This is a genomic window from Acidimicrobiales bacterium, from assembly GCA_035294085.1.
Lineage (GTDB): Bacteria > Actinomycetota > Acidimicrobiia > Acidimicrobiales > Bog-793 > DATGLP01.
Map to the genome: position 1 here is coordinate 67402 of DATGLP010000006.1, position 21394 is coordinate 88795.

Below are 21394 nucleotides of genomic sequence, written 5' to 3' on the forward strand. Positions count from 1 at the left end.
GGCGCCGGGCAGCGGCCTCGGCGTCGCCGCTCAGGTCGAGGCCGGGACGCTCGCCTCGACGGCGGGGACGGCGCGTCCCTGGTCGATCGGCTGCGCCGGGGCGAGGGAGGGCACGGCGAGCGCGACCTCGCGCTCGACGGTCGCCTGCGGCGTCGAGGCGAGCGCGACCCCGTCCTCGAACTCCACGACGCTTCGCGAGCGGGTGCTGACGTGGAGACGGAAGATGTCGGCGCGGTTGTAGTGGCCGACGAAGTCGTGGACCATCCGGCCCCGAAGCATGAGGTCCGGGTCGGTGTCGACGTAGAGGATCTCCTCGCGGTCGCCGGCGATCGGACCCGCCACGATCGAGCCGAGAGGGTCGATGATCGCCGAGCCGCCCGAGGTGCGCGGGTCTGCGAGGAACCGGCGGTCCTCGTCGGTCACCGGCAGCAGCTCGCGCATGCGCGCGCTGTTCGTCCCGCAGGAGCTGATGACGTAGCACTTGTTCATGTACGCGACGTTGCGGCTCGCGAGCAGGCTCGTCTCCTGCATCCCGCACCAGTCGGGGATGAAGTGGTTCGGCCAGCTTGCGACGTGCACGTAGGGGTACTGGCAGGAGAGCGCGGCGATGGCGAGCGGGTTCGAGTTCTCGCCGCAGATGAGGCCGCTCACCGGTCCGATGTCGAAGAGCACCGCGCGCTGGGTCCCCGCGTCCCCCCAGGCGTGCACGAGGCGCTCCCCCACCGTCGGCACCAGCTTGCGGTGCCGGCCGAGGATCTGGCCGTCGCGCCCGACGAACAGCTGCGTGTTGTAGAGCGTCCCCGTCGTGCCCGGACGGCGCTCGGTCATGCCGAGCACGACGTTCGTGCCGGCGCGCGCCGCCGCCTTGCAGATGCGGTCCGTCGCGTCGGAGGGGATCTCGACGCTGTTCTTGAAGAGCGCGACGTTGAACGCCTGGCTCTCGCTGCTCGTCGCCGCGTGGTAGTAGAACCAGACCGGGTGGCCCGGAACGAAGTTCTCCGGGAACCCGACGAGGTCGGCGCCGTTGCGCCCTGCTCGCAGGATGAGCTCGCACGCCTTGTCGATCGTGCCGTCGCGGTCGAGGAACTCCGGCGCCGCCTGCACGGCCGCGATCCGGAGCCTCGGATAGGTGTCACCCACCGTTCTCCTCCTTCTCCCTGTCTCGCTTGTCCCGGTCTCGCTTGTCCCGGTCTCGCTCGCTTCCTCCGTTGCCACGAGAACCGCCGCCGAACCAGCGCGCGGCGTTGGCTGCCGCAACGAGCGCGCGCTCGCCGTGACCGAGCACCGACAGGTCGTCGACCGCCCGGGCGACCCCGCCGCGGAACGGGTAGTCCGAGCCGAGGAGGAGGCGCTCGGCCCCGACGCTGTCGATCGCGCAGGCGAGCGCCGGCGCGTGGAACGAGCACGTGTCGTAGTAGAAGCGCTCGCGCCAGTAGTGGCTGAGCGGGTGCGCCGCCTCCCCGGGGCTCGCCTGGTCCTCGAGCCGTTGGAAGAGGAACGGCACGAGCCCGCCGAGGTGCGGCACGACGACGTCGAGCGCCGGGTGCCGGTCGAGGGTCCCCCCGAGCGCGAGGCGTGCCGCGGCGAGCGTCGTCTCGACGGGTGCGCCGATCGCGCTCGCGAGGTTCCAGTCACCGAAGGCCGGCGCGATCGGGTCGAGCGCCGGGTGGAGCAGCACGGGGAGGCCGGCCGCGGCGCACGATCCGTAGAGCTCGTCGAAGGCGTCGTCGTCGACCGCCACGCCGTCGAGGTGGGCGAGCAGCGAGACGGCCTCGGCGGCCCCGGCGCTGCCGACACGCCGCACCTCGGCGACGGCTGCGGCCGCGTCGGGCAGCGGGAGGCACAGGGCGATCGCGAAGCGGCCCGGGTGCTTCTCGGCGAGCGCGAGCAGCTCGTCGTTCACGGCCGCGGCGAGCGCCGCGCGCCGCTCGACGGGGACCGCCTCGGCGGCCGGTGGAGGAGCGGCGAGCACCGCCACCTCGACGCCGGCGGCGTCCATCTGGCGGAGCCGCCCGTCGACGTCGGCGAGCGCCTCGGCGAAGTCGGTCAGCACCGTCGCGAACTGCCGGGCGAAGGCGGCGTCGTGCCGGGCCCGCTCCTCGAGCGACGCGCGCAGCGACGCCGGCACGTGGTGCTGGTGGACGTCGACGGCACGCCCCGGGGCGCGCGCGCCGGGCACGTCCGCGCCCCTCGCCACGGGGTCGCTCACCACGAGCAGGCGATGTACTTAGGCTCGAGGTACTCGAGCATCCCCTCGTGGCCGCCCTCTCGCCCGATCCCGCTCTCCTTCACGCCGCCGAAGGGAGCGGCGGGGTCCGACACGAGGCCACGGTTCAACCCGACCATGCCGGACTCGAGGGCCTCGGCGACCCGCAGCCCGCGAGCGAGGTCCGACGTGTAGAGGTAGGAGACGAGGCCGTAGCCGGTCGCGTTCGCCAGCTCGATCGCCTCCGCCTCGCTCGCGAAGGTGACGACCGGCGCGACCGGCCCGAAGATCTCGGTCCCGAGCAGCGCCGCGCCCGGCGCCACGCCCTCGAGGACCGTCGGCGGGTAGAAGAAGCCCCTGCCCGCGGGCCGGCTCCCGCCGACGAGCGTGCGCGCCCCCCCCTCGAGCGCGCCGCTCACGAGCTCGTCGACCTTGTCCCTGCTCGGGCCGTTGACGAGCGGGCCGACGTCCACGCTCTCGTCGAGGCCGGGGCCGACCTTGAGGGCCCCCATCGCCTCGGCGAGGCGTCGCGAGAACTCTCCGGCGACGCCCTCGTGGACGTAGAAGCGGTTCGCCGCCGTGCAGGCCTGGCCGCCGTTGCGCATCTTCGCGACCATCGCCCCGGCGATGGCCGCGTCGAGATCCGCGTCGTCGAAGACGATGAACGGGGCGTTGCCGCCGAGCTCCATCGAGCAGCTGACGACGCGCCTGGCGGCGAGGGCGAGCAGCTCGCGGCCCACCTCGGTCGAGCCCGTGAAGGAGAGCTTGCGCACGCGCTCGTCGCCCAGCAAGGTGGCGGCGATCTGCCCGGAGCGCCTGGAGGCGAGGACGTTCACGACGCCCGGTGGGACGCCCGCCTCCTCCAGCAGGCGCGCGATGGCGAGCGCCGTGAGCGGGGTCTCCGAGGCCGGCTTGCAGACGACGGCGCAGCCCGCCGCGAGCGCGGGGCCGATCTTGCGCGTCAGCATCGCCGCCGGGAAGTTCCACGGGGTGATGAGCGCCGCGACGCCAATCGGCTGGCGGGTGACGAGGATGCGGTTCGCCCCGGACGGGGCGGTCATGAGCTCGCCGACGTTGCGGACCGCCTCCTCCGCGTACCACCGGAAGAACTCGGCCGCGTAGGCGACCTCGGCGCGCGCGTCGCGCAGCGCCTTGCCGTTCTCGAGCACGATGAGCCGGGCGAGCTCCTCGGCGCGGCCCACCATGAGCTCGAAGCCGCGGCGCAGCACCTCGGCGCGCGCGCGCGGCGCGGTCGCCGCCCACGCCGGCATCGCCGAGGCGGCAGCGTCGGCGGCGGCGCTCGCGTCGGTGGGCGTGGCGTTGGCGACCGTGGCGATGACCTCCTCGCTCGCGGGGTCGAGGACCTCGAAGCGCGAGCCGTCGGAGGAGTCCCGCCACTCGCCCCCGACGAGCAGGCCCGTCGGGACCCAGGTCAGAAGCTCCTCGGCGACCCGGCGGGCATCCGCCGGGCGGTCAGCGGTCGTGGTCACTTGCAGGACCTCCTCACGCCGTCGGCGATGCGCGCGATGCTCGGCATCGCCGCATCCTCGAGGGCATCGGCAGCGGGCAGCGGGACGTGGGGCGTGGTCACCCGCACGATCGGGCCGTCGAGGTCGAAGAGGTTCTCCTCGGCGATGATCGAGGACAGCTCGGCGCCCCAGCCGCACAGGCGCGGGTTCTCCTCGACGGTGACGAGGTGGCCGGTCGCGGCGACCGACTCGGCGACGGTCGTGACGTCGAGCGGCACCAGCGAGCGGAGATCGATCACGGTCGACTCGATCCCGTCACGGGCGAGCTCCTCGGCGGCTGCGAGCGCCCGAGGCACCATCGCGGCGAGCGCCACGATCGTCACGTCGCCGCCGCGGCGCAGGACGCTCGCCTTCCCGAGCTCGTCGACGATCTCACCGTCGGGGACCTCGCCCTTGGTCGGGTAGAGCGACTTCTGCTCGAAGAACAGTACCGGGTCCGGGTCGCGCACGGCCGCGGCGAGGAGGCCGACGACGTCGCGGGGGGTCGACGGTGCCACCACCTTGAGGCCCGGCACCGCCATCGCCCAGTTCTCGACGCTCTGGGAGTGCTGCGCGCCGAAGCGCGAGCCGCCGCCGTTGCCGGAGCGGATCACGAGCGGCACGCTGACCTGCCCGTTCGTCATGTAGCGGGCCTTCGCGATCTCGTTGGCGACGAGGTCCCAGCAGACGGCGAAGAAGTCGGAGAACATGATCTCCGCGATCGGGCGCATGCCGGTCATGGCGGCGCCCATCGCCACGCCGAGGATCGCCTGCTCGGAGATCGGCGTGTCGAAGACGCGATCGGGACCGAAGCGCTCCAGCAGGCCGACGGTCGCCTTGAACACCCCGCCCGCCGCCGCGACGTCCTCACCGACGAGGACCACCGACGGGTCACGCGCCATCTCCTGCGCGATGCCGTGCGCGACGGCGTCGCGGTAGGTCATCTCCGCCACGAGGCACCTCCGTCGGCGAACACGTCCGCCTCGACGAGGGAGAGGTCCGGCGTCGGGCTCGCCTTGGCCCGCTCGGTCGCCTCGTCGACCGCGGCCTGGGCGGCGTCCTCGATCTGCGCGAGGACCGACTCGGCGACGCCGGCCGCCGCGAGGCGCTCGCGGTAGCGGGGGATCGGGTCCCGCTCGAGCCAGGCCTGCACCTCGGCCTCCGGACGGTACTTGCCCGGATCCGCGCGCGAGTGGCCGCCGTGGCGGTAGGTCTCGGCCTCGATGAGGCTCGGGCCGCCCCCTGCTCGAGCCCGCTCGATCGCCTCGCGCGCGACGTGGTAGGTCGCGTCCGCGTCGTTCCCGTCCACCACCGTCGGCTCGAGGCCGTAGGAGCGGGCGCGGTCGGCGGCGGGGTGGGCGACGGCGGTGACCGACGCGATCGGCGTGTACTCCATCCAGCGGTTGTTCTCGCACACGAAGACGATCGGCAGCCGCCACACCGAGGCCAGGTTCAGCGCCTCGTGGAAGGCACCGATGTTCGTCGCCCCGTCGCCGAAGAAGCAGACCGTCACCTCCGGCGACCCGCGCAGCTTCGAGGACCAGGCGGCACCGTTCGCGATCGTGAGGTGGGCACCGATGATGGCGTACGAGCCCATCATGCGGTGCTCCACGCTCGTCAGGTGCATGGAGCCGCCCTTCCCCGCCATCAGGCCGAGCTGGCGTCCCATGAGCTCGGCCATGACCGGCGCCATGGGCACCCCCCGGGCGAGCGTGTGGTTGTGCCCCCGGTAGGTGGCGAACGTGTAGTCCTCGCGTCGCATCGCGGCGCCGAAGCCGGCGGCGACCGCCTCCTGGCCGAGGCCGAGGTGGCTCGTCCCCTTCACCAGGCCCTGGAGGAACAGGTCGTAGGCGCGCTTCTCGAAGGCGCGCATCTCGACCATCGACCGGTAGAGCTGGATCCGCACCTCGAGCGGGGGCGCTGGCGGGCCGAGCGCGGGCGGCTCGGACGACACCTCGTCCGTCGACCCAGCGCTCCTCGCGGCTCGGAACCTCATCGCTCGAGGTGCTCCTCGACGTGCCGCCACTGCTGGAGGAAGCGGAAGGCGTGCTGCGCGGGCGGCTGCGGCGCCTGCACCTCGATCCAGCGCACCGGCGCCCCCCCGGCAGGGAAGAAGGCGTGGACCCCCCCGACGCCGGTCCACACGACGTCGCCGACGCCGACCTCGTAGCGCTGCCCGTCGAGCAGCGCGTCCGCCCTGCCCGAGAGGATGACGTACGCCTCCTCGAGCGGGTGGTCGTGGGAGTTGCCCGCGCCGCCGGGCTGGAACTCGACCATGAACACGTTCATGTGCTGCGCGCCGAACACGCGGTCGACGAGCATCTTGAGCCGGATGCCCGTCACGTCCCCCCCGCTGTAGCCCTCCATCTGCAGCTTCGACGGCGGCGGGAGCTGGTCCTCGCTGAAGTGGCCGACCAGGCCGCGCACCGGGCTCGCGAAGTCGGGCACCGCCGCGCGGCTCCAGTCGGGAGGCTCCCCGAGCGCGAACGTGTCCCGCGGCTCGAGGCGCGCCTGGGGGGCGATGACCTCGAGCCAGCGCGCGCCGGCGACCGAGCGGAGCGCGTGCAGCGAGCCGAGCGGCACGAGGGCGTAGTCGTCGACGCCGAGGCGGTGGACCGCGCCCCCGAGGGCGAGGTCGAGCGAGCCCTCGACGACGTAGATCGTCTTCTCGAAGGAGTGGACGTGCGTGCGGACCTCGGCGCCTGGGTCGAGCGCCGCCCAGCCGAGCGTCAGGTGGACGCTCCCGCAGGCCTCGTCGATGAGGACCTGCCGTCGGTAGCCGGCGGCACCGTCCGGCCCGTCGGCGTGCTCCTTCCAGGGTCGGTCGCCCGACCGCAGCACCTCGTGTCGCATTCGCTACCTCCGCTCCTCCACGCTCCCCGCCGGGGGTCCGGCGGCCGACAGCCACGAGCTAGACGGTCACCTTCGTCCCGCCCCGGCGCCTGACGACGCCGACGATCCCGCCCGGCACGAACCGGGCGAAGAGGACGAGCAGCGCGCCGAGGACGAGGTTGCCCTCGACGCCCTGGGTCCTCGTGAGCAGTTCCTGGGAGAGCAGCTGGGTCGTGCCCGCGCCGAGCAGGGGCCCGACCCAGCTCTGGACGCCGCCCACGATCGCGCCGACCACGACGTTGAGCGAGATCGCGAAGTCGAAGGTGCCCGTCGGCTCGATGTAGTACAGCTGCGAGGCGTAGACGCAGCCGACCATGCCGGCGATGACGGCAGCGAGGACGAACGCGAGCGTCTTCACCCGCGTCGTGGGGATCCCGAGGATCTCCGCGGCGTCCTCGTCCTCGCGAATGGCGACGAGCGCGCTCCCGAAGCGGGACCGGGCGAGCTGGCGCGTGAGCAGGGTCGCGGCGACGGCGCCGCCTAGGAAGATGAAGAAGTAGAGCTCGAGGCTCGCCCGAGGGCTCATCGACACCGGCTTCAGGTAGAGCCCGAGCGCTCCGTTCGTGATCCCGAGCACCGAGACGAGCTGCTGGATCGCCAGCGTGAGCACGAAGGTCACGATCGCGAAGTAGGCGCCGCGCAGACGGAGGCTCGGGATCCCGACGACGACGGCGAGGATGCCCGCGACCGCGCCGCAGGCGACGACGGTCGCGAGCGGCGGGATGCCCGCGTGGTTCGAGACGATGGCGGCGGTGTAGGCACCGACGCCGAAGAACATCGCCATGCCGAAGTTCAGGTAGCCGCCGAAGCCACCGAGGACGCTCCACGCCTCGGTGAGCACCACGTACATGAGCACCGTCGTCGCGACGCGCAGCGTCCCAAGCTGGCCGGTCGTCGCACCGAACGCCGCGAGCAGGCCGATGCCGAGCGCGAAGACCGCCCAGCCGACGCGCGCCCAGAGCCGCTCGCCGCCGGGCACGGCGAGCTGGCCGCGCCCCGGCGCCCTCGCCGGCGGCGGGACGCGGACCTCGGTCGTGCTCATATCCGCCTCACCCGGGCGAGGCCGATCCCGCCGCCCCGCACGATGAGCGCCGCGGCGAGGATCCCGTAGAGCACGACCGGCACGATGTCGAGCGGGAGGACCTGGCTGAAGACCGCCTGGCCGACGCCGAGCGCGAGGCCGCCGACGAGCGACGAGCGGACGCCCCCGAGGCCGCCGATGAGCACGACGATGAAGCTGTAGGCGAGCCACTGGCTGTCGAGCTGCGTCGAGAAGGGGAAGAGCACGCCGAGGGCGGCGCCAGCGGCCCCGGCGAGCGCGGTGCCGAGCCCGAACACGACGGTGGCCATCCAGGCCGAGTCGATGCCGAGGACCTCGGCGGCCTGCCGGTTCTGGCCCACGGCGCGCAGCGCCTTGCCGAGCATCGTCCGGTAGAGGAGGAGCTCGGTGAGGCCGAGCACGGCGATCGCGACGCCGGCCATGATGAGGTAGTCCTCGGGCACGACGATCCCGCTGAAGGCGATGCTGCCGTTGGCGTAGCCGACCGCGATCGAGCGCGAGTCCGTCGTCCACGCCAGCGTGGCGACCGCCTCCCCGACCATCATGAGGCCGAAGAGCACGAGCATCGCCCGCGAGGACGAGTCGCGCGCCGGGACGCGCACGAACAGCAGCTCGGCCAGAGCGCCGACGACGAAGAAGACCGGGATGAGGATGAGGACCGACAGGATCGGGTCGATGCCCCAACGCACGAAGAGGTCGAAGGCGAGGAAGGAGCCGATCACGACGAGGATGCCCTGGGAGAGGTTCACGATCCGCAGCACGCCGAGCACGATCGTGAGCCCGGCGCCGATGAGCGTGTAGATCAGCCCGAGCAGCACGCCCGTTATGACGACCTGGAGGACCGTCGTCATCCGACCTGCTCCTTCTCGTCCTTCTCGCCGGTTCCCCATCCCGGCGCGTCGGCGGGGCCGACGGCGCCGCCGCTCGGCGCGCGCTGCACGTGCTCCACGCCGAGCCACTCGCGCACGAGCTCGGTGAGGTCGCCGGCGAGCTCGTCGGGCCTGCCGGCTCGCTCGGCCCTGCCCTGACGGAGGCTGTAGATGTAGTCGGCGAGGGCGATCGCGGGCCGGACGTTCTGGTCGACGAGGACCACCGTTCGCCCTTCGGCCTTGACCCGCCGCAGCTCCTCGTACGAGCGCTCGGCGAGGATCGGGGACAGCCCGACCGAGGGCTCGTCGACGACGACGACCCTCGGGTCGGCGACGAGCGCCCGCGAGATCTCGAGCAGCCGCTGCTGGCCGCCGCTCAGGCGCCCGGCAGGCACCTTGCGCTTGTCCCGCAGCGACGGGTACCGGTCGAAGATGGCGTCGACCGCCTCCCTGCGCCGCCTGCGTCCGAGCGTCCACGCACCGAGCTCGAGGTTGCTCTGGACGCTGAGCTCGGGGAAGGCCGAGCGGCCCTGGGGAACGAAGGCGACGCCGAGGCGGGCCAGCTCGTGCGCGGAGCGGCCCGTCACGTCCTCGCCGAAGAGCAGCACCCGCCCCTCCGCCGGGCGGAGCAGTCCGACCATGACCCGCAGCGCCGTGGACTTGCCCGCGCCGTTCGGTCCGAGCAGGGCGGTGACGCGCCCGGCCGCGCACGCCAGCTCGAGGCCTCGCAGGATCGGCTGGTCGGCGTAGTAGCCCGCGACCACGTCCACGAGCTCGATCGCGACCGCCTCGCCGCCGGCGTGCCCGGCCGAGCCCGTCATGCCGCTCCCACCGGCATCCCGAGGTAGGCCTCGATGACCTGCGGGTCCTCGCTGACGGCCCGCGGGCTGCCAGCCGCGAGGACCTTGCCCTCGGCGATGCAGAGGAACTGGTCGGAGAGCGCGACGAGCTCGCTCACCTCGTGGCTCACCACGAGGTAGGTAATGCCCCGCTCGTCGCAGGTCTCGCGGATTCGGCTCATCAGCGAGTCCTTGATCGTCGGGTGGATCCCCGCGAAGGGCTCGTCCATGAGCACGAGCCGGGGCTCCGTCATGAGCGCGCGGGCGAACTCGGCGAGCTTCTTCTGCCCGCCGGACAGCTCGCTCGCCACCGAGTCGGCGAAGTCCGCGAGCCCGACGAACTCCAGGAGCTCGCGCGCGCGACTCGCCGAGCGCGCCTCGCGGCCCATGCCGTCGGTGACCATCAGCAGGTTCTCGAGCAGGGTGAGCGACTGGAACACGCGCGGGTTCTGGAACGTCCTGCTGATGCCGAGCCGGATGAGCCGGTGCGGGGACCGTCCCTCGATCCGCTCGCCGTCGAGGGTGATCGTCCCTCGCGTGGGCCGGTAGACGCCGTTCAGCACGTTGACGAGCGTCGTCTTGCCCGACCCGTTCGGGCCGATGATGCCGAGCACGCGCCCGCCGTCGACCTCGAAGCTGAGCTGGTCGAGGACCACCGCGCCGCCGAAGCGCTTCGACAGCTTGTCGACTGCCAGCCTCGGCATGAGCTCGAGCCTTTCCGCCGAGCGGCGCCGCTCGGCTTCGAGCCGAACGGCGCCGCTGCGGACTGCGGTGCTAGGGAAGCGGTGCGACAAGTCTCGCCGTCGCGACGCTCGGTGGCCAGACCGGCCGCTGCAGGGAGCCGACGGTCTGGGTCACGATCTCGTGGAAGGGCGGCGTGCCGTTCCGCAGCAGCCTGAAGCTTCCCACGACCGTGTGGACCACGTGGCTCAGGAGCCACGCCCGGATCTTCGCCTGGTTGAACGAGTGGGTGCCGACGACGCCCTGCTGGAGCATCTGCAAGATCGCGTAGGCGGTCAGGTCGTAGTTCGGCATCACCCGCTCACCACGCCGGCGGGCGAACGCCTGCAGGGTGGCCATCCCCGGGAAGTGCTGGGTCGGCCAGGCGACGTCGGTCCCGAGCACGCCGTTCGTGGCCGCGCCGAGCGAGGGCCAGTTCGGCAGCGTGGTGACCTGCGAGCCGCACATGCACTCGATCATCGGCCGCCACCCGACAACCTTCACGGTCTTCGCGATGAGGTCCGAGTCGTCCGGCAGGCCGAGCACGATGAGCGCCTGGGCGCCGGAGGCCTTCGCCTGCTCGATCGTCGAGGTGAAGTCGGTCGTCGACGCCGGGTACTCCTGGTCGAAGACCACCTTCATGTGGTTCTGACGGGCGAAGTTCAGCGCGCCACCGACGCCCTGGTAGCCGTTCTGGGCCACGATCGTGAACGGGTTCTGCGCCGTGAGGATCGCGATCTTCTTCGGCCGCTTCGAGGCCGGCATGCGCTGCATGAGCCGGAAGACGCCGAGCGGGTAGTCAGGCTCCTGGTAGGTGTAGGAGCCGACCATCCACCCGTTGTCCTGGTTGAAGTACTGGACCCCGACGAAGCCCCCGTTGAAGAGGATCTTCCCGGCCGCCTTGGCGATCGGGACGATGGGTGCGCCGACGTAGGTCGTGTACGGGGCCAGCAGGAAGTCGACGTGGTCCTGGCTGATCAGCGTCTGGTACTCCGCCGCGGCCGTCGACGGCTGGCTGTTGTCGTTCAGGATGGTGATGCGCACCGGGTGGCCGAGGAGGCCGCCGTGCGCGTTGATCTGGCTCTGCCAGAGCTGGTAGACGGCCCGGTACTCGGCGGACGGCTCGCTGAACGCGCCCGTGATGCCGAGCGTGCCGCCGATGGTGATCGGCGTCTTCGTGCTCCGGTGCGTCCTCGGCGTGCCCGCGAAGGCCCCGGTCGCGAAGCCCGTCGCCAGCAGCACCCCCGCACCCAGCACCGATGCCGCGATGCGGACGCCTCGTCGTCTGAGCTGTCTCATCACTACCCCCCTTCCTCTGCCGGCGCCTTGCCGGCTCTCCTGGGCACCGAGGCCCCCTGCTGACACCGCACGAGCGCTCCTCGCTCGCGCTCCCTGCTCGCCGAAAGGTCCCTCCTCGCTCGTAGATGTCCGCTCTCGGCCGCCGCCAAGCGCGCCGCTAGTAGGCGTTGGCGACGAAGAGCTCCTCCGCCGGGAACAACGTGATGACCTGCGGACCGTTGTCGGTCACCACGATCTCCTCCTCGATCCGGGCGGCCGAGTGCCCGTCCGAGGCCGGGCAGTAGGTCTCGAGGGCGAAGACCATCCCCGCCTTGATCTCCATCGGGTGCTCGAGGGAGTTGAGGCGGCTGATGATCGGCCGCTCGTGGAGGGCCAGGCCGAGCCCGTGACCGAAGAGCAGCCCGAAGGCCTCGCGTTCGGAGGCGAGACCGATCTCCTCGGCAGTCGGCCAGCTCCTCGCGATCTGGTCGGTCGTCACGCCCGGCTTGATCATCTCGATCGCACCGTCCATCCACTCGCGGGCTCGCTTGTAGGCGTCCCGCTGCGCCTGGGTCGAGTAGCCGACCGAGAAGCACCGGTAGTAGCAGGTCCGGTAGCCGTTGAAGGCGTGCATGACGTCGAAGAAGGCCTGCTCGCCCGGGCGGATCATGCGGTCGGAGAAGTTGTGCGGATGGGGGACGCAGCGCTCGCCCGACACGGCGTTCACCGACTCGACGTCGTCGGAGCCCATCCGGTAGAGGGTGTCGTTGACGAGCGCCACGATCTCGTTCTCGCGCACGCCCGGCTTCAGGGCTTCGGCGACGAGCTGGTACGCGCCGTCCACCATGGCAGCAGCGCGAGACAGCAGCATGATCTCGTCGGGCGACTTGATCTGGCGAGCGTCGAGCATCACCTGCTGGCCGTCGCGCACCTCGATGCCGGCGCGCTGCAACGCGAAGATCGTCGGTGCGTCAACGATGTCGATGCCGATCGGCATGTCGGCGACGCCTGCCTGCCGCAGCGTGTCGAGGATCTCGCTCACGGCGAGGTCCGCGAGCCCGACCTCGGGGCCGACGGCACCCCGCATCGTCGTCCACGCGGCGCGGGAGTTCTCCGGCCGAAGCCACGGCGAGTACAGCCGGTGGTGGACCGCGGCCGAGCCGAAGTCCCACAGGACCGGCTCGGCGTTGCGCGCGAGCACCACGTAGCGACTCAGCTTGTCGCGCGTCCACTCCCCGATCGCCGTGCTCGTGATGTAGCGAATGTTGTTGAGGTCGAAGCAGAGCAGCGCGCCCAGCTCAGAGCGCTCCAGTGCTTCGCGCGCCCGGCCGAGCCGGTACTCGTGGAGGCGTCGGAAGTCGACCCGCTGCTCGAAGTCGACCGCCATCGCGCCCGGTGCAGGCGCTGCGCTCATGCCGGTGCGGCTCATCGATTGCGCTCCATACGATCCTCTACTTTCCCAGGTAGGAGGCATTGCCATCGCACTGCCTCAGCCAGGCACCCCTTCCCCCGCAGGCCACACGACCAGCGCCTCAGTCATTCCCCCTGCTCACGGCGCTGCTGCCTTGATCCCAAACCTTTGCGTAACCATCGTGCGTCAGCACGCCCGCGCTGTCAAGAGGGGGCAGGGGGTCGAGAGAGGGGGGCAGGGGGCCGCCCGCCGGAGCGGCCGGCCACAACGGCCTGGGGGCCGCCGTTCAGCCGACCCGCGCCTCGACGGTCCTGACTGGCGCGGTCGAGCGCCGGACCACGAGCTCCGGGGGCAGCGCCACGCGGGGAGCCGGCGTGCCGGGCTTGTCGAGCAGGGAGAGCGCGAGCTCGGCGGCGAGCCGGCCGAGGTGGAACGAGGGCAGGCGAATGGTCGTGAGCGGCGGGCTGAGGTGGTCCGCGAGCACCATGTCGTCGTAGCCCACGATCGAGATGTCGTCCGGGCAGCGCAGGCCCGCCTCGGCGAACGCGTCGATCGCCCCCGCAGCGAGCAGGTCGTTGTGCGCGAACACCGCCGTCGGGAGCTCCGCCGCCTCCTCGACGAGCTCGCAGGCGAGCCGGTAGCCCTCCTCGATGCCGGGCACCCGGGCCGCTCCCTCGCTGCGGAGCTCGACGATGCCGGCCTCCTTGAGGCCGGCACGGAAGCCTGCACGCCGCTGCACGAACGACGAGACGTCGCGAGCGCCGCCGATCTCCGCGACCCGCCGGTGGCCGAGCGACACGAGGTGGCGCGCGGCGAGGAGCCCGCCCTCGAAGTCGTCGTGCGCGACCGTCGGGAGCCGGGTACCCGGCAGCGTCCTCACGGCGAGGATCACCGGGAGGAACTGGGCGGCCTTCGTGATCGCCGGCTCGTCGCCGAAGCGCGCCGCCGTGACGATGATGGCGTCGGCGCGCCGGCCGACGAGGTGGTCGAGCGCGCGCTCGAGGCGCTTCGAGGAGTCGTGCGTCTCCGCGACGAGCGGCATGAGGCCGGCCTCCTCGAGGGACACCTCGACGCCGCGCAGGACCGGCGCGTTGTAGAGGTGCTCGAAGTCGGTGATGACGACGCCGATCGTGCCCGTGCGCCCCTGGCGCAACCCTCGTGCCACGACGTTCGGGCGGTACCCGAGGGCAGTCGCAGCCTCGAGCACCTTGAGACGAGTTGCCTCGCTCACCTCGCGCGAGATCGTCGGGCTGAGCGCTCGCGAGGCGGTCGAGGGATGGACGTTCGCCAGCTTCGCGACCTCGAAGAGCGTGACCTTTGCCACCTCAGCCGCCCAACTCCGTCCGGCGGGCACTCGCCGCCTGCGCCTCGAGCGCGACCTCCCGCCGCCGAACGCCTCTCGAGCAACCCACGGCTGCACTCTATCGAGCCCGCCGAGGCGCTCCCGGAGGTCTGCTGCGCGAACCGCTCGCTCGCGGCGAGGGGGGCCCGTCAGCCGGAACCTCGCATCGCCGCCCTCCGCCGCGTGCGCACCCGAGCCCGGCGCCGTCGGGCGCGGCGTCGCGACACGCACGCGGAGCGACTCGGAGCGCGCAACCTGCGCCGACACGCCGGCCGAGGCAGCGGTTCCCGGCACTGCCCACCTTCGAGCGGCGGACGGTCCCGATCCTCCCGCCAGATCCGTGCGCGGGCGGCCGCTGCTGCCTCGCTCGTTGCGCTCGCTCCGATGGCACCCCGACGGGGGTTCGCCAGCCGTGGCCGGGGCGGAGCACGCCGGCTCACCCGCAAGGAGTCGCGACGCGGGCGCACTGGAGTGCCACAGGAACTGCAAGATTCGTTGGCTCTCCACCGGCGCGCCGACGGTCGGCCGAGCTGGTCGGTCAGCTCGCCTGCCCACCCGGCGCCGCGGACCCGGCAGCGCCGGGATCGCACGGGGCCCTCGACGAGGCGCGTGGCGGGGCGCACCCCAACCTCCGGGCCATCCGGCGGCACCTCCGCAGCCACCCGGTTGCAGCGCGCTGGGCGACGCGCGGGCTCGCTGACACCGCCGCTGCTCGCACTCGAGGACAGCGGCGGGCTCGTCCTTCGACGGTGGCTGCAGCGATGACTCGTGGCAGACCGGCGCGGCGCGGCGGTCGCAGACGGGCCAGCCTCACGCGAGAGCACGCCGGAATCGTGACGGCGACCAGGTCGCCCCGTCCGTGACGGCAGCGTCTGGCGGACAGGAGGAGCTCTGCCCCGAGCAGGCGCGTCGCCCGGTGGGGGCGGCGGTCAAGCCCGCAGCGACGCCACACGCGTGGACGCGAGGCTGGCCGCCTGCCCCGTCGGCCGCCGCCGCGAGCAGCGCGCATCACGAGCGGCGGGCACGGCGGGGACCCGGCCTCGTGCCCGGCGACCCGGCCGCCCCGCCTGGGCGCTCGGCCCCGCTGGGACCGCCATGGCTCGCAGCCGGCTCTCGCCGGCAACGGGTGCAGCCCTCCGGCTGGACGCGGCGGCGGGGCAGCGTGCCGAAACGCCGCCACCTGCCTGGCAGCCCCAACGGGATTCGAACCCGTGTCTCCACCTTGAGAGGGTGGTGTCCTCGGCCTCTAGACGATGGGGCCACGTCGCGCTCGGGCCGAGGGCCTTCGCCAACCGGCCGGATCCTAGCGTGGCGCGTGCGCCACGCTCAGCTCGGGGGGGAGGACTCGAACCCCCAATAACAGGGCCAGAACCTGTCGTGTTGCCGATTACACCACCCCCGAAGGCGTGCCCGCCGATCCTAACAGCCGCGCACGGCCGGCCGTCTCTGCTCAGGGCGCCGCCCAGGAGACCCGCCCGTAGCCGATGATCCTGCCGGCCGCCACCGCGGTCGCCTGTCGCCAGAGCGGGCCGGACTCCGCGAGGAGGCTCCGTTCCGACCCCGTCGCCGGCGACACCTCGGGGTCGAGGCCCGCGCCGGCGGCGAGCCCCTTCGCGAAGAGCGCGTCGATGGCGTCGGTCACGAGGACGACGCGGGCGTGGGCCCCGAGCAGCTGGGCGGCCTGCGCGAGCCCGGAGGCAGCGCCCCCGGTGCGCAGCGCGCGCAGCGCGGAGGGCGAGACGCCCTCGCCGAGGAGCCAGGCGCGTCCGGCGTCCGCGGCCGAGGGTGCCCCGGGCGGCGAGTCGGCATCGGTGAGGAGGATTTGCGGCGCCCGGTGCGCCCGGTAGAGGGCGAGGGCCTGCCCGAGTCGGGCGGTGAGGTCGGGGCCCGGCTCTCTGCCGACGAGCGGCGCGCCGAGCACCACGATCGCCGAGGCGGGGTCGACCGCGTCGGCAGCCGACGGCAGGTGGGAGGCCTCGACCACCTGGACGCCCGAGACGACGACGTAGACCGCCGCGGCGAGGATCGCGAGGCGCAGGATCCGCAGCGCGAGCTTGACGGGCGCGAGGAGCACCGGGCACCCGGCTACGCGGCGGGCCGCTCGGCCGCCGCGATGGCCGCGTCGACACGCGCGAGGACGCGCTCGCGCCCGAGCGCCTCGAGCGACTCGAACAGCGGCAGGCCGACGGTCCGGCCCATCGTGGCAACCCTGATCGGCGCCTGCGCCTTGGCGAGGGGACGACCCGCCGCCTCGCCGAGCGAGCGCACGACCGCCTTCAGCGAATCGGCGTCGAAGGGGCACTCGGCGAAGCGCGCCCGCGCCTCGCGCAGGATCTCGAGGGCGCCGTCGTCGGCCCGGACGGCCCGGTCGAAGGAGGCCTCGTCCCACGCGAACGGCTCGGCGAACAGGAAGGCGACGAGCGCGGGGATCTCCGAGAGGACCGCGACGCGCTCTTGCACGAGAGGCGCAACCCGGACGAAGACGTCCTCTCGGTAGCGATCGGGCGGGAACCAGGCGTTCGCCGACTCGAGGAACGGCCGCGCCCGCTCGATGAACTCCGGGAGGTCGAGCGACCGGATGTACACGCCGTTGAAGTGGGCGAGGCGCTTCTCGTCGAAGAAGGCGGGCGATCGGTTGACGTCCTCGAGGCGGAAGCGCTCGATGAGCTCCTCGAGGCTGAAGATCTCGCGGTCCTCCCCCGGTCCCCAGCCGAGGAGGGCGAGGTAGTTCCGCATCGCCTCCGGTAGGTAGCCGAGGGCGCGGTAGTCCTCGACGGCGACCCGGTCGCGTCGCTTGGAGAGCTTCTGGCGCCGCTCGTTGACGAGGACCGGCAGGTGGGCGAAGGCGGGCAGCTCGCCACCACCGAGCGCCTGCCAGAGGAGGACCGCCTTCGGCGTCGTCGGCAGGTGCTCCTCGGCGCGGATCACGTGGGTGATGGCCATGTCGATGTCGTCGACGACGACGGCGAGGACGAAGAGCGGGTCCCCGTTCGACTTGACGAGGACGAAGTCCTCGATGGTCGCGTTGTCGAAGTCGACCCTCCCGCGCACGATGTCGTGCACGCTCGTCACGCCGGTGTCGGGCACCTTGAAGCGCAGCACCCTGCCAGGTCCGGGCTCGAGGTGGCGGTCCCGGCAGAAGCCGTCGTAGCCAGGGACCGCGTTGCCCCTCGTGCGGGCCTCGACCGCCTCCCGCGTGCAGTCGCACGCGTAGGCGTGGCCGCGCGCGACGAGCTGACGGGCAGCCGCGTCGTAGAGGTGCCGCCGCTCGGACTGGTAGTAGGGCCCCTCGTCCCAGGTGATCCCGAGCCAGGAGAGGGCGGCGAGGATCGGCGCCGTGAACGCCTCGTCGCTGCGGCTCCGGTCGGTGTCCTCGATCCGGAGGATGAACGATCCCCCGACGCGGCGCGCGAAGAGCCAGTTGTACAGGGCCGTGCGGGCGCCGCCGACGTGGAAGTACCCGGTGGGGGACGGTGCGAAGCGGACCCGCACCGCGCCCGGCGCCCTCACCCCTCGATCGAGATCGCCTGCGTCGGGCAGGAGCGCACGGCCTGCTCGACGAGGGAGCGGGCGTCCTCGCCCGGCGTCTCGTCCAGGACGTACATGTAGCCGTCGTCGCGGATCTCGAACAGGTCGGGGGCGATCCCCACGCAGACTCCGTTGGACATGCAGCGTTCGTAGTCGACGACGATGCGCATCGAGGCCTCCCCGCAGCGGATGTGACGTCCGAAGCGTAGCGACGCACGCAGGCCGCGAGCAGCGGGGCAGCCCCAACTACCGTGGAGGGCCGTGACGCGCCGCGTCGTGCTCGGCCTCCTCCTCCTCGCCCTCCTCGCCGCCGGCCTCGGCGCCGCCGCCGGCCTCGGCGCCTTCCAGCCGGGCCTCTCGCCCGCCGAACGAGCCGCACTCGCGGCGAGGCGCGCCGCACGCCGGCTGCTCGCCGCGGAGGAGCGTGCCGTCGCCGCGTGCGTACGCCTCGTCGCCGTCCGCCTCCCCGCGAGGACCGGCGCCCCCGCGCCGCAGGACCCGACGAGGCTGTTCGCCCGGCCGATCGCCCGCCACGAGGTGCTCGGCTACGTTCCCTACTGGACGATGGGCGCCCTCGGCGCCGCCGACTTCGCGAAGGCGAGCGAGCTCGCCTGGTTCGGGCTCACCCTGACCCCGACTGGCGTCCCAGCGCAGGGCGGGCCTGCCTGGGAGGCCCTGACCTCGCCCGCGTTCTCGAGCTTCGTGGCGAGCGCGCATGGCGCCGGCGACCGGGTCCTCCTCACCGTGACGAGCACCGCGAGCAACGCGATCGGCGCCCTCGTGCGCTCGCCGCGCCGAAGCGCCGACCAGCTGATGGGGGTCGTCGGTCCGCTGCTCGCCAGCGACCACCTCGACGGCCTCGACCTCGACGTCGAGGGCCAGGGGCGCTCGGGTCGGGCCGGCTTCGTCCGGTTCGTGCGCGCGTTGCGCGCCCGGCTCTCGGCGCTCGACCCGGCGGCGGAGCTCGTCGTCGATACCTACCCGCAGTCGGCCGGCGACGACGGCTTCTTCGACGTCGCCGCGCTCGGTCGCATCGCCGACCGCCTCTTCATCATGGCCTACGACATGAACGAGGACGCGAGCGCGAGCGCGTCGGCGCCTCTCGCGGACCCGACCCTGCACCTGAGCGACGTGCAGGCGCTCCTCCAGTACGTGCGGGTCGTCCCCCGACGCAAGCTGATCCTCGGCACCCCGTTCTACGGCAACGACTACACGACCGTGGGACCGCGGCCTGGCGCCCGGGCAGCGACGCGCTACCCGGTCCCGGTCACCTACGCCGCCATCTCGAGCGTCGGTCGTCCAGCGCTGTGGGACAGCGTCTCCTACAGCGTGTTCACCCGCTTCCGCCGCGCAGGCCGCTGGCACCAGACCTGGTACGACGACCCGGTTTCGCTCGCGCTGAAGACCGCTCTCGCAGCCCAGTTCCGCATCGCCGGCGTGGGCGCGTGGGCCTTCGGCATGGAAGGTGGCGACACGGCGATGCTCGACGCCCTCGCCGGCACGGCGCCGCCAGTGAAGCTTCCGCTCCACCCCGCGCCGTAGCGTCGAGCGCCCGCTAGCCCGCCGCCGCCTGCCGCTCCCCGCTCGCGGCGTTGACGCGGCGCATCAGGCGGCTCTTGCGGCGCGCCGCCTGGTTCGGGTGGATGATCCCCTTCGCCGCTGCCTTGTCGATGCGCCGGACCGCGGCCCGCAGCGCCTCGGCGACGTCCTCGGCACCGGCCTCGGCGGCGCGAAGGGCGCGCTTCGTGCGCGTCCGCAGCTCGGAGCGGACGGCCTTGTTCCGCTTCCGGCGCGCCTCGTTCTGGCGGTTCCGCTTCAGCTGACTCTTGATGTTCGCCATCGTCCCCTCGACGCGATGCTGCTCGCGGGGGAGCCTAGCAGGCCGACCGGCCGCGGCCGCCGGGCGGGCGAGCGGGCCGGCCCCCGGCGGGTGGCACGATGGACCCGTGGTCAACCCCGGCAGGCTCCGCAACTTCTCGATCATCAGCCACGTCGACCACGGCAAGTCGACGCTCTCGGACCGGATCCTCGAGCTCACCCACGCGGTCGACCCCCGCGAGATGCGCGAGCAGTACCTCGACTCGATGGACATCGAGCGCGAGCGCGGCATCACGATCAAGGCCCAGAGCGTGCGCGTCGCCTGGGGCGACCACGTCCTCCAGCTCATCGACACGCCGGGCCACGTCGACTTCGGCTACGAGGTGAGCCGCAGCCTCGCCGCCTGCGAGGGGGTCGTCCTCCTCGTCGACGCCTCCCAGGGGATCCAGGCCCAGACCCTCGCCAACTGCTACCTCGCGCTCGAGCACGACCTCGAGATCGTCGCCGCGCTGAACAAGATCGACCTGCCCGCCGCGGACCCGGAGCGCTGCGCGGCGGAGATCGAGCAGGTCCTCGGGCTCGATGCCTCGACGGTCCTGCGCATCTCGGCGAAGACCGGCGAGGGCGTCCCCGCGCTGCTCGACGCCGTCGTCGAGCGCATCCCCCCGCCGCGCGGCGAGGCCGACGCCCCGCTGCGGGCCCTCGTCTTCGACTCCTACTACGACCAGTACCGGGGCGTCGTGGCCTCGGTGCGCGTCGTCGACGGGACCTTGCGGGCGAACGGCCGGGTCCGCTTCTTCCAGGCCGGCACGACGCACGACGTCGAGGAGCTGGGCGTGCGCACGCCGAGCGCTCGCCCGGTTGACGAGCTCGGGCCGGGCGAGGTCGGCTACCTCGTCGCCGGCGTGCGCAACGTGCGCGAGGCGCGCGTCGGCGAGACGGTGACCGACGCCGACCGGCCCGCCGACGCCCCCCTGCCCGGCTACCGGGACCCCAAGCCGATGGTGTTCTGCGGCCTGTACCCGCTCGACGGCGACGACTTCCCGTCGCTTCGCGACGCGCTCGAGAAGCTCCAGCTCAACGACGCGAGCATCACCTACGTCCCGGAGACCTCGAGCGCGCTCGGCTTCGGCTTCCGCTGCGGCTTCCTCGGCCTGCTCCACATGGAGATCGTGCGCGAGCGCCTCGAGCGGGAGTTCGGGCTCTCGCTGATCGCCACCGCTCCCTCGGTCGCCTACGTGGCGCACCTCACGAACGGGACGACACGGGTCGTCGACAACCCCTCGGCGATGCCCCCGCCGCAGAACCTCGAGCGCATCGAGGAGCCGGTGCTGCGCGTCACCATCATCACCCCCGCCGAGCACATCGGCACCGTCATGGAGCTGTGCCAGTCGCGCCGCGGGCGCCAGGAGAAGATGGCCTACCTGTCGGCCGAGCGCATCGAGCTCGTCTACGTGCTCCCGCTCTCGGAGATCGTCGTCGACTTCTTCGACCAGCTGAAGAGCCGCACGAAGGGCTACGCGAGCCTCGACTACGAGCCGGCGGGCCTCGAGACGGCGCCCCTCGTGCGCGTCGACCTGCTGCTCAACGGCCAGCCGGTCGACGCCTTCTCCGCCATCGTCCACCGCAGCCGAGCCGAGGACTACGGGCGCAAGATGACCCAGCGCCTGCGCGAGCTCATCCCCCGCCAGCTCTTCGACGTGCCGATCCAGGCCGCGATCGGCGGGCGGATCATCGCCCGGGAGACGGTGAAGGCCAAGCGCAAGGACGTCCTCGCCAAGTGCTACGGCGGCGACATCACCCGCAAGCACAAGCTCCTCGAGAAGCAGCGAGCCGGCAAGAAGCGGATGAAGTCGATCGGGCGCGTCGAGGTTCCCCAGGAGGCGTTCGTCTCCGCACTGCGCCTGGAGGGCTAGGGCTCGC

The 21394-nt window shown here is 72.6% G+C and carries 19 protein-coding genes and 2 tRNA genes; 2 read left to right on the forward strand and 19 right to left on the reverse strand.

All coding sequences use genetic code 11. The features are described 5' to 3' along the window. Positions 1 to 30 precede the first annotated feature (30 nt). The 18 genes from VKV23_01645 to VKV23_01730 form a co-directional block, all read right to left on the reverse strand. On the reverse strand, positions 31 to 1140 hold the full coding sequence (locus tag VKV23_01645) for a carbon-nitrogen hydrolase family protein (GenBank protein HLI14744.1): 1110 nt from the start codon (positions 1138 to 1140) through the stop codon (positions 31 to 33). Continuing rightward, the gene (locus tag VKV23_01650) at positions 1133 to 2209 is read right to left on the reverse strand and encodes an amidohydrolase family protein (protein ID HLI14745.1); all 1077 of its coding nucleotides are present in this window, start codon (positions 2207 to 2209) and stop codon (positions 1133 to 1135) included. Before VKV23_01650 ends, VKV23_01645 begins: the two co-directional genes overlap by 8 nt. Beyond that, on the reverse strand, positions 2206 to 3696 hold the full coding sequence (locus VKV23_01655; GenBank protein ID HLI14746.1) for an NAD-dependent succinate-semialdehyde dehydrogenase: 1491 nt from the start codon (positions 3694 to 3696) through the stop codon (positions 2206 to 2208). The genes VKV23_01650 and VKV23_01655 overlap by 4 nt, the downstream gene beginning before the upstream one ends. Next, positions 3693 to 4658 (reverse strand): alpha-ketoacid dehydrogenase subunit beta, encoded by a 966-nt coding sequence (locus VKV23_01660; GenBank protein HLI14747.1) that lies wholly within the window; start codon positions 4656 to 4658, stop codon positions 3693 to 3695. Before VKV23_01660 ends, VKV23_01655 begins: the two co-directional genes overlap by 4 nt. Then, positions 4655 to 5710, reverse strand: a complete 1056-nt coding sequence (locus tag VKV23_01665) for a thiamine pyrophosphate-dependent dehydrogenase E1 component subunit alpha (protein HLI14748.1) — start codon at positions 5708 to 5710, stop codon at positions 4655 to 4657. The genes VKV23_01660 and VKV23_01665 overlap by 4 nt, the downstream gene beginning before the upstream one ends. Then, on the reverse strand, positions 5707 to 6567 hold the full coding sequence (locus VKV23_01670; GenBank protein HLI14749.1) for a cupin domain-containing protein: 861 nt from the start codon (positions 6565 to 6567) through the stop codon (positions 5707 to 5709). The genes VKV23_01665 and VKV23_01670 overlap by 4 nt, the downstream gene beginning before the upstream one ends. A gap of 58 nt (positions 6568 to 6625) precedes the next feature. Further along, entirely contained in the window at positions 6626 to 7648 is a 1023-nt protein-coding gene (locus tag VKV23_01675; protein HLI14750.1) for a branched-chain amino acid ABC transporter permease, read from the reverse strand. Beyond that, entirely contained in the window at positions 7645 to 8517 is an 873-nt protein-coding gene (locus VKV23_01680) for a branched-chain amino acid ABC transporter permease (protein HLI14751.1), read from the reverse strand. Before VKV23_01680 ends, VKV23_01675 begins: the two co-directional genes overlap by 4 nt. Continuing rightward, positions 8514 to 9356, reverse strand: a complete 843-nt coding sequence (locus tag VKV23_01685) for an ABC transporter ATP-binding protein (GenBank protein ID HLI14752.1) — start codon at positions 9354 to 9356, stop codon at positions 8514 to 8516. The genes VKV23_01680 and VKV23_01685 overlap by 4 nt, the downstream gene beginning before the upstream one ends. Next, the gene (locus VKV23_01690; GenBank protein ID HLI14753.1) at positions 9353 to 10078 is read right to left on the reverse strand and encodes an ABC transporter ATP-binding protein; all 726 of its coding nucleotides are present in this window, start codon (positions 10076 to 10078) and stop codon (positions 9353 to 9355) included. Before VKV23_01690 ends, VKV23_01685 begins: the two co-directional genes overlap by 4 nt. A 70-nt stretch (positions 10079 to 10148) precedes the next feature. Further along, positions 10149 to 11393 (reverse strand): ABC transporter substrate-binding protein, encoded by a 1245-nt coding sequence (locus VKV23_01695; protein ID HLI14754.1) that lies wholly within the window; start codon positions 11391 to 11393, stop codon positions 10149 to 10151. A 157-nt stretch (positions 11394 to 11550) separates the two neighbouring features. Continuing rightward, positions 11551 to 12786 (reverse strand): M24 family metallopeptidase, encoded by a 1236-nt coding sequence (locus tag VKV23_01700; GenBank protein HLI14755.1) that lies wholly within the window; start codon positions 12784 to 12786, stop codon positions 11551 to 11553. A gap of 283 nt (positions 12787 to 13069) precedes the next feature. Beyond that, complete coding sequence (locus VKV23_01705; GenBank protein ID HLI14756.1) at positions 13070 to 14107, reverse strand: LacI family DNA-binding transcriptional regulator; 1038 nt, start codon at positions 14105 to 14107, stop codon at positions 13070 to 13072. 1203 nt (positions 14108 to 15310) lie between these two features. Then, positions 15311 to 15386, reverse strand: a tRNA-Glu gene (locus VKV23_01710). A gap of 69 nt (positions 15387 to 15455) precedes the next feature. Further along, positions 15456 to 15527, reverse strand: a tRNA-Gln gene (locus tag VKV23_01715). 48 nt (positions 15528 to 15575) lie between these two features. Beyond that, on the reverse strand, positions 15576 to 16199 hold the full coding sequence (locus tag VKV23_01720) for a YdcF family protein (protein ID HLI14757.1): 624 nt from the start codon (positions 16197 to 16199) through the stop codon (positions 15576 to 15578). Between the two features lie 11 nt (positions 16200 to 16210). Beyond that, the gene (gene gltX, locus VKV23_01725; GenBank protein HLI14758.1) at positions 16211 to 17635 is read right to left on the reverse strand and encodes a glutamate--tRNA ligase; all 1425 of its coding nucleotides are present in this window, start codon (positions 17633 to 17635) and stop codon (positions 16211 to 16213) included. Further along, positions 17632 to 17823, reverse strand: coding sequence for a ferredoxin (locus VKV23_01730; protein HLI14759.1), 192 nt, complete (start codon positions 17821 to 17823; stop codon positions 17632 to 17634). Before VKV23_01730 ends, gltX begins: the two co-directional genes overlap by 4 nt. 91 nt (positions 17824 to 17914) lie before the next feature. On the opposite strand from VKV23_01730, the gene VKV23_01735 reads away from it, so the two are divergent. Continuing rightward, on the forward strand, positions 17915 to 19195 hold the full coding sequence (locus tag VKV23_01735; GenBank protein ID HLI14760.1) for a glycosyl hydrolase family 18 protein: 1281 nt from the start codon (positions 17915 to 17917) through the stop codon (positions 19193 to 19195). Between the two features lie 13 nt (positions 19196 to 19208). Here the strand turns inward: VKV23_01735 and rpsT are convergent, their stop codons facing one another. Next, positions 19209 to 19493, reverse strand: coding sequence for a 30S ribosomal protein S20 (rpsT, locus tag VKV23_01740; GenBank protein ID HLI14761.1), 285 nt, complete (start codon positions 19491 to 19493; stop codon positions 19209 to 19211). Positions 19494 to 19599: 106 nt separating this feature from the next. On the opposite strand from rpsT, the gene lepA reads away from it, so the two are divergent. Next, complete coding sequence (gene lepA, locus VKV23_01745; GenBank protein ID HLI14762.1) at positions 19600 to 21387, forward strand: translation elongation factor 4; 1788 nt, start codon at positions 19600 to 19602, stop codon at positions 21385 to 21387. Positions 21388 to 21394 lie beyond the last annotated feature (7 nt).

Excerpts from the sequence above, each read along its gene's own strand:
- VKV23_01660 (HLI14747.1), bottom strand. The coding sequence starts at position 4,658 with ATGACCTACCGCGACGCCGTCGCGCACGGCATCGCGCAGGAGATGGCG.
- VKV23_01665 (HLI14748.1), bottom strand. The coding sequence starts at position 5,710 with ATGAGGTTCCGAGCCGCGAGGAGCGCTGGGTCGACGGACGAGGTGTCG.
- VKV23_01670 (HLI14749.1), bottom strand. The coding sequence starts at position 6,567 with ATGCGACACGAGGTGCTGCGGTCGGGCGACCGACCCTGGAAGGAGCAC.
- VKV23_01675 (HLI14750.1), bottom strand. The coding sequence starts at position 7,648 with ATGAGCACGACCGAGGTCCGCGTCCCGCCGCCGGCGAGGGCGCCGGGG.
- VKV23_01680 (HLI14751.1), bottom strand. The coding sequence starts at position 8,517 with ATGACGACGGTCCTCCAGGTCGTCATAACGGGCGTGCTGCTCGGGCTG.
- VKV23_01685 (HLI14752.1), bottom strand. The coding sequence starts at position 9,356 with ATGACGGGCTCGGCCGGGCACGCCGGCGGCGAGGCGGTCGCGATCGAG.
- VKV23_01690 (HLI14753.1), bottom strand. The coding sequence starts at position 10,078 with ATGCCGAGGCTGGCAGTCGACAAGCTGTCGAAGCGCTTCGGCGGCGCG.
- VKV23_01695 (HLI14754.1), bottom strand. The coding sequence starts at position 11,393 with ATGAGACAGCTCAGACGACGAGGCGTCCGCATCGCGGCATCGGTGCTG.
- VKV23_01700 (HLI14755.1), bottom strand. The coding sequence starts at position 12,786 with ATGAGCGCAGCGCCTGCACCGGGCGCGATGGCGGTCGACTTCGAGCAG.
- VKV23_01730 (HLI14759.1), bottom strand. The coding sequence starts at position 17,823 with ATGCGCATCGTCGTCGACTACGAACGCTGCATGTCCAACGGAGTCTGC.
- rpsT (HLI14761.1), bottom strand. The coding sequence starts at position 19,493 with ATGGCGAACATCAAGAGTCAGCTGAAGCGGAACCGCCAGAACGAGGCG.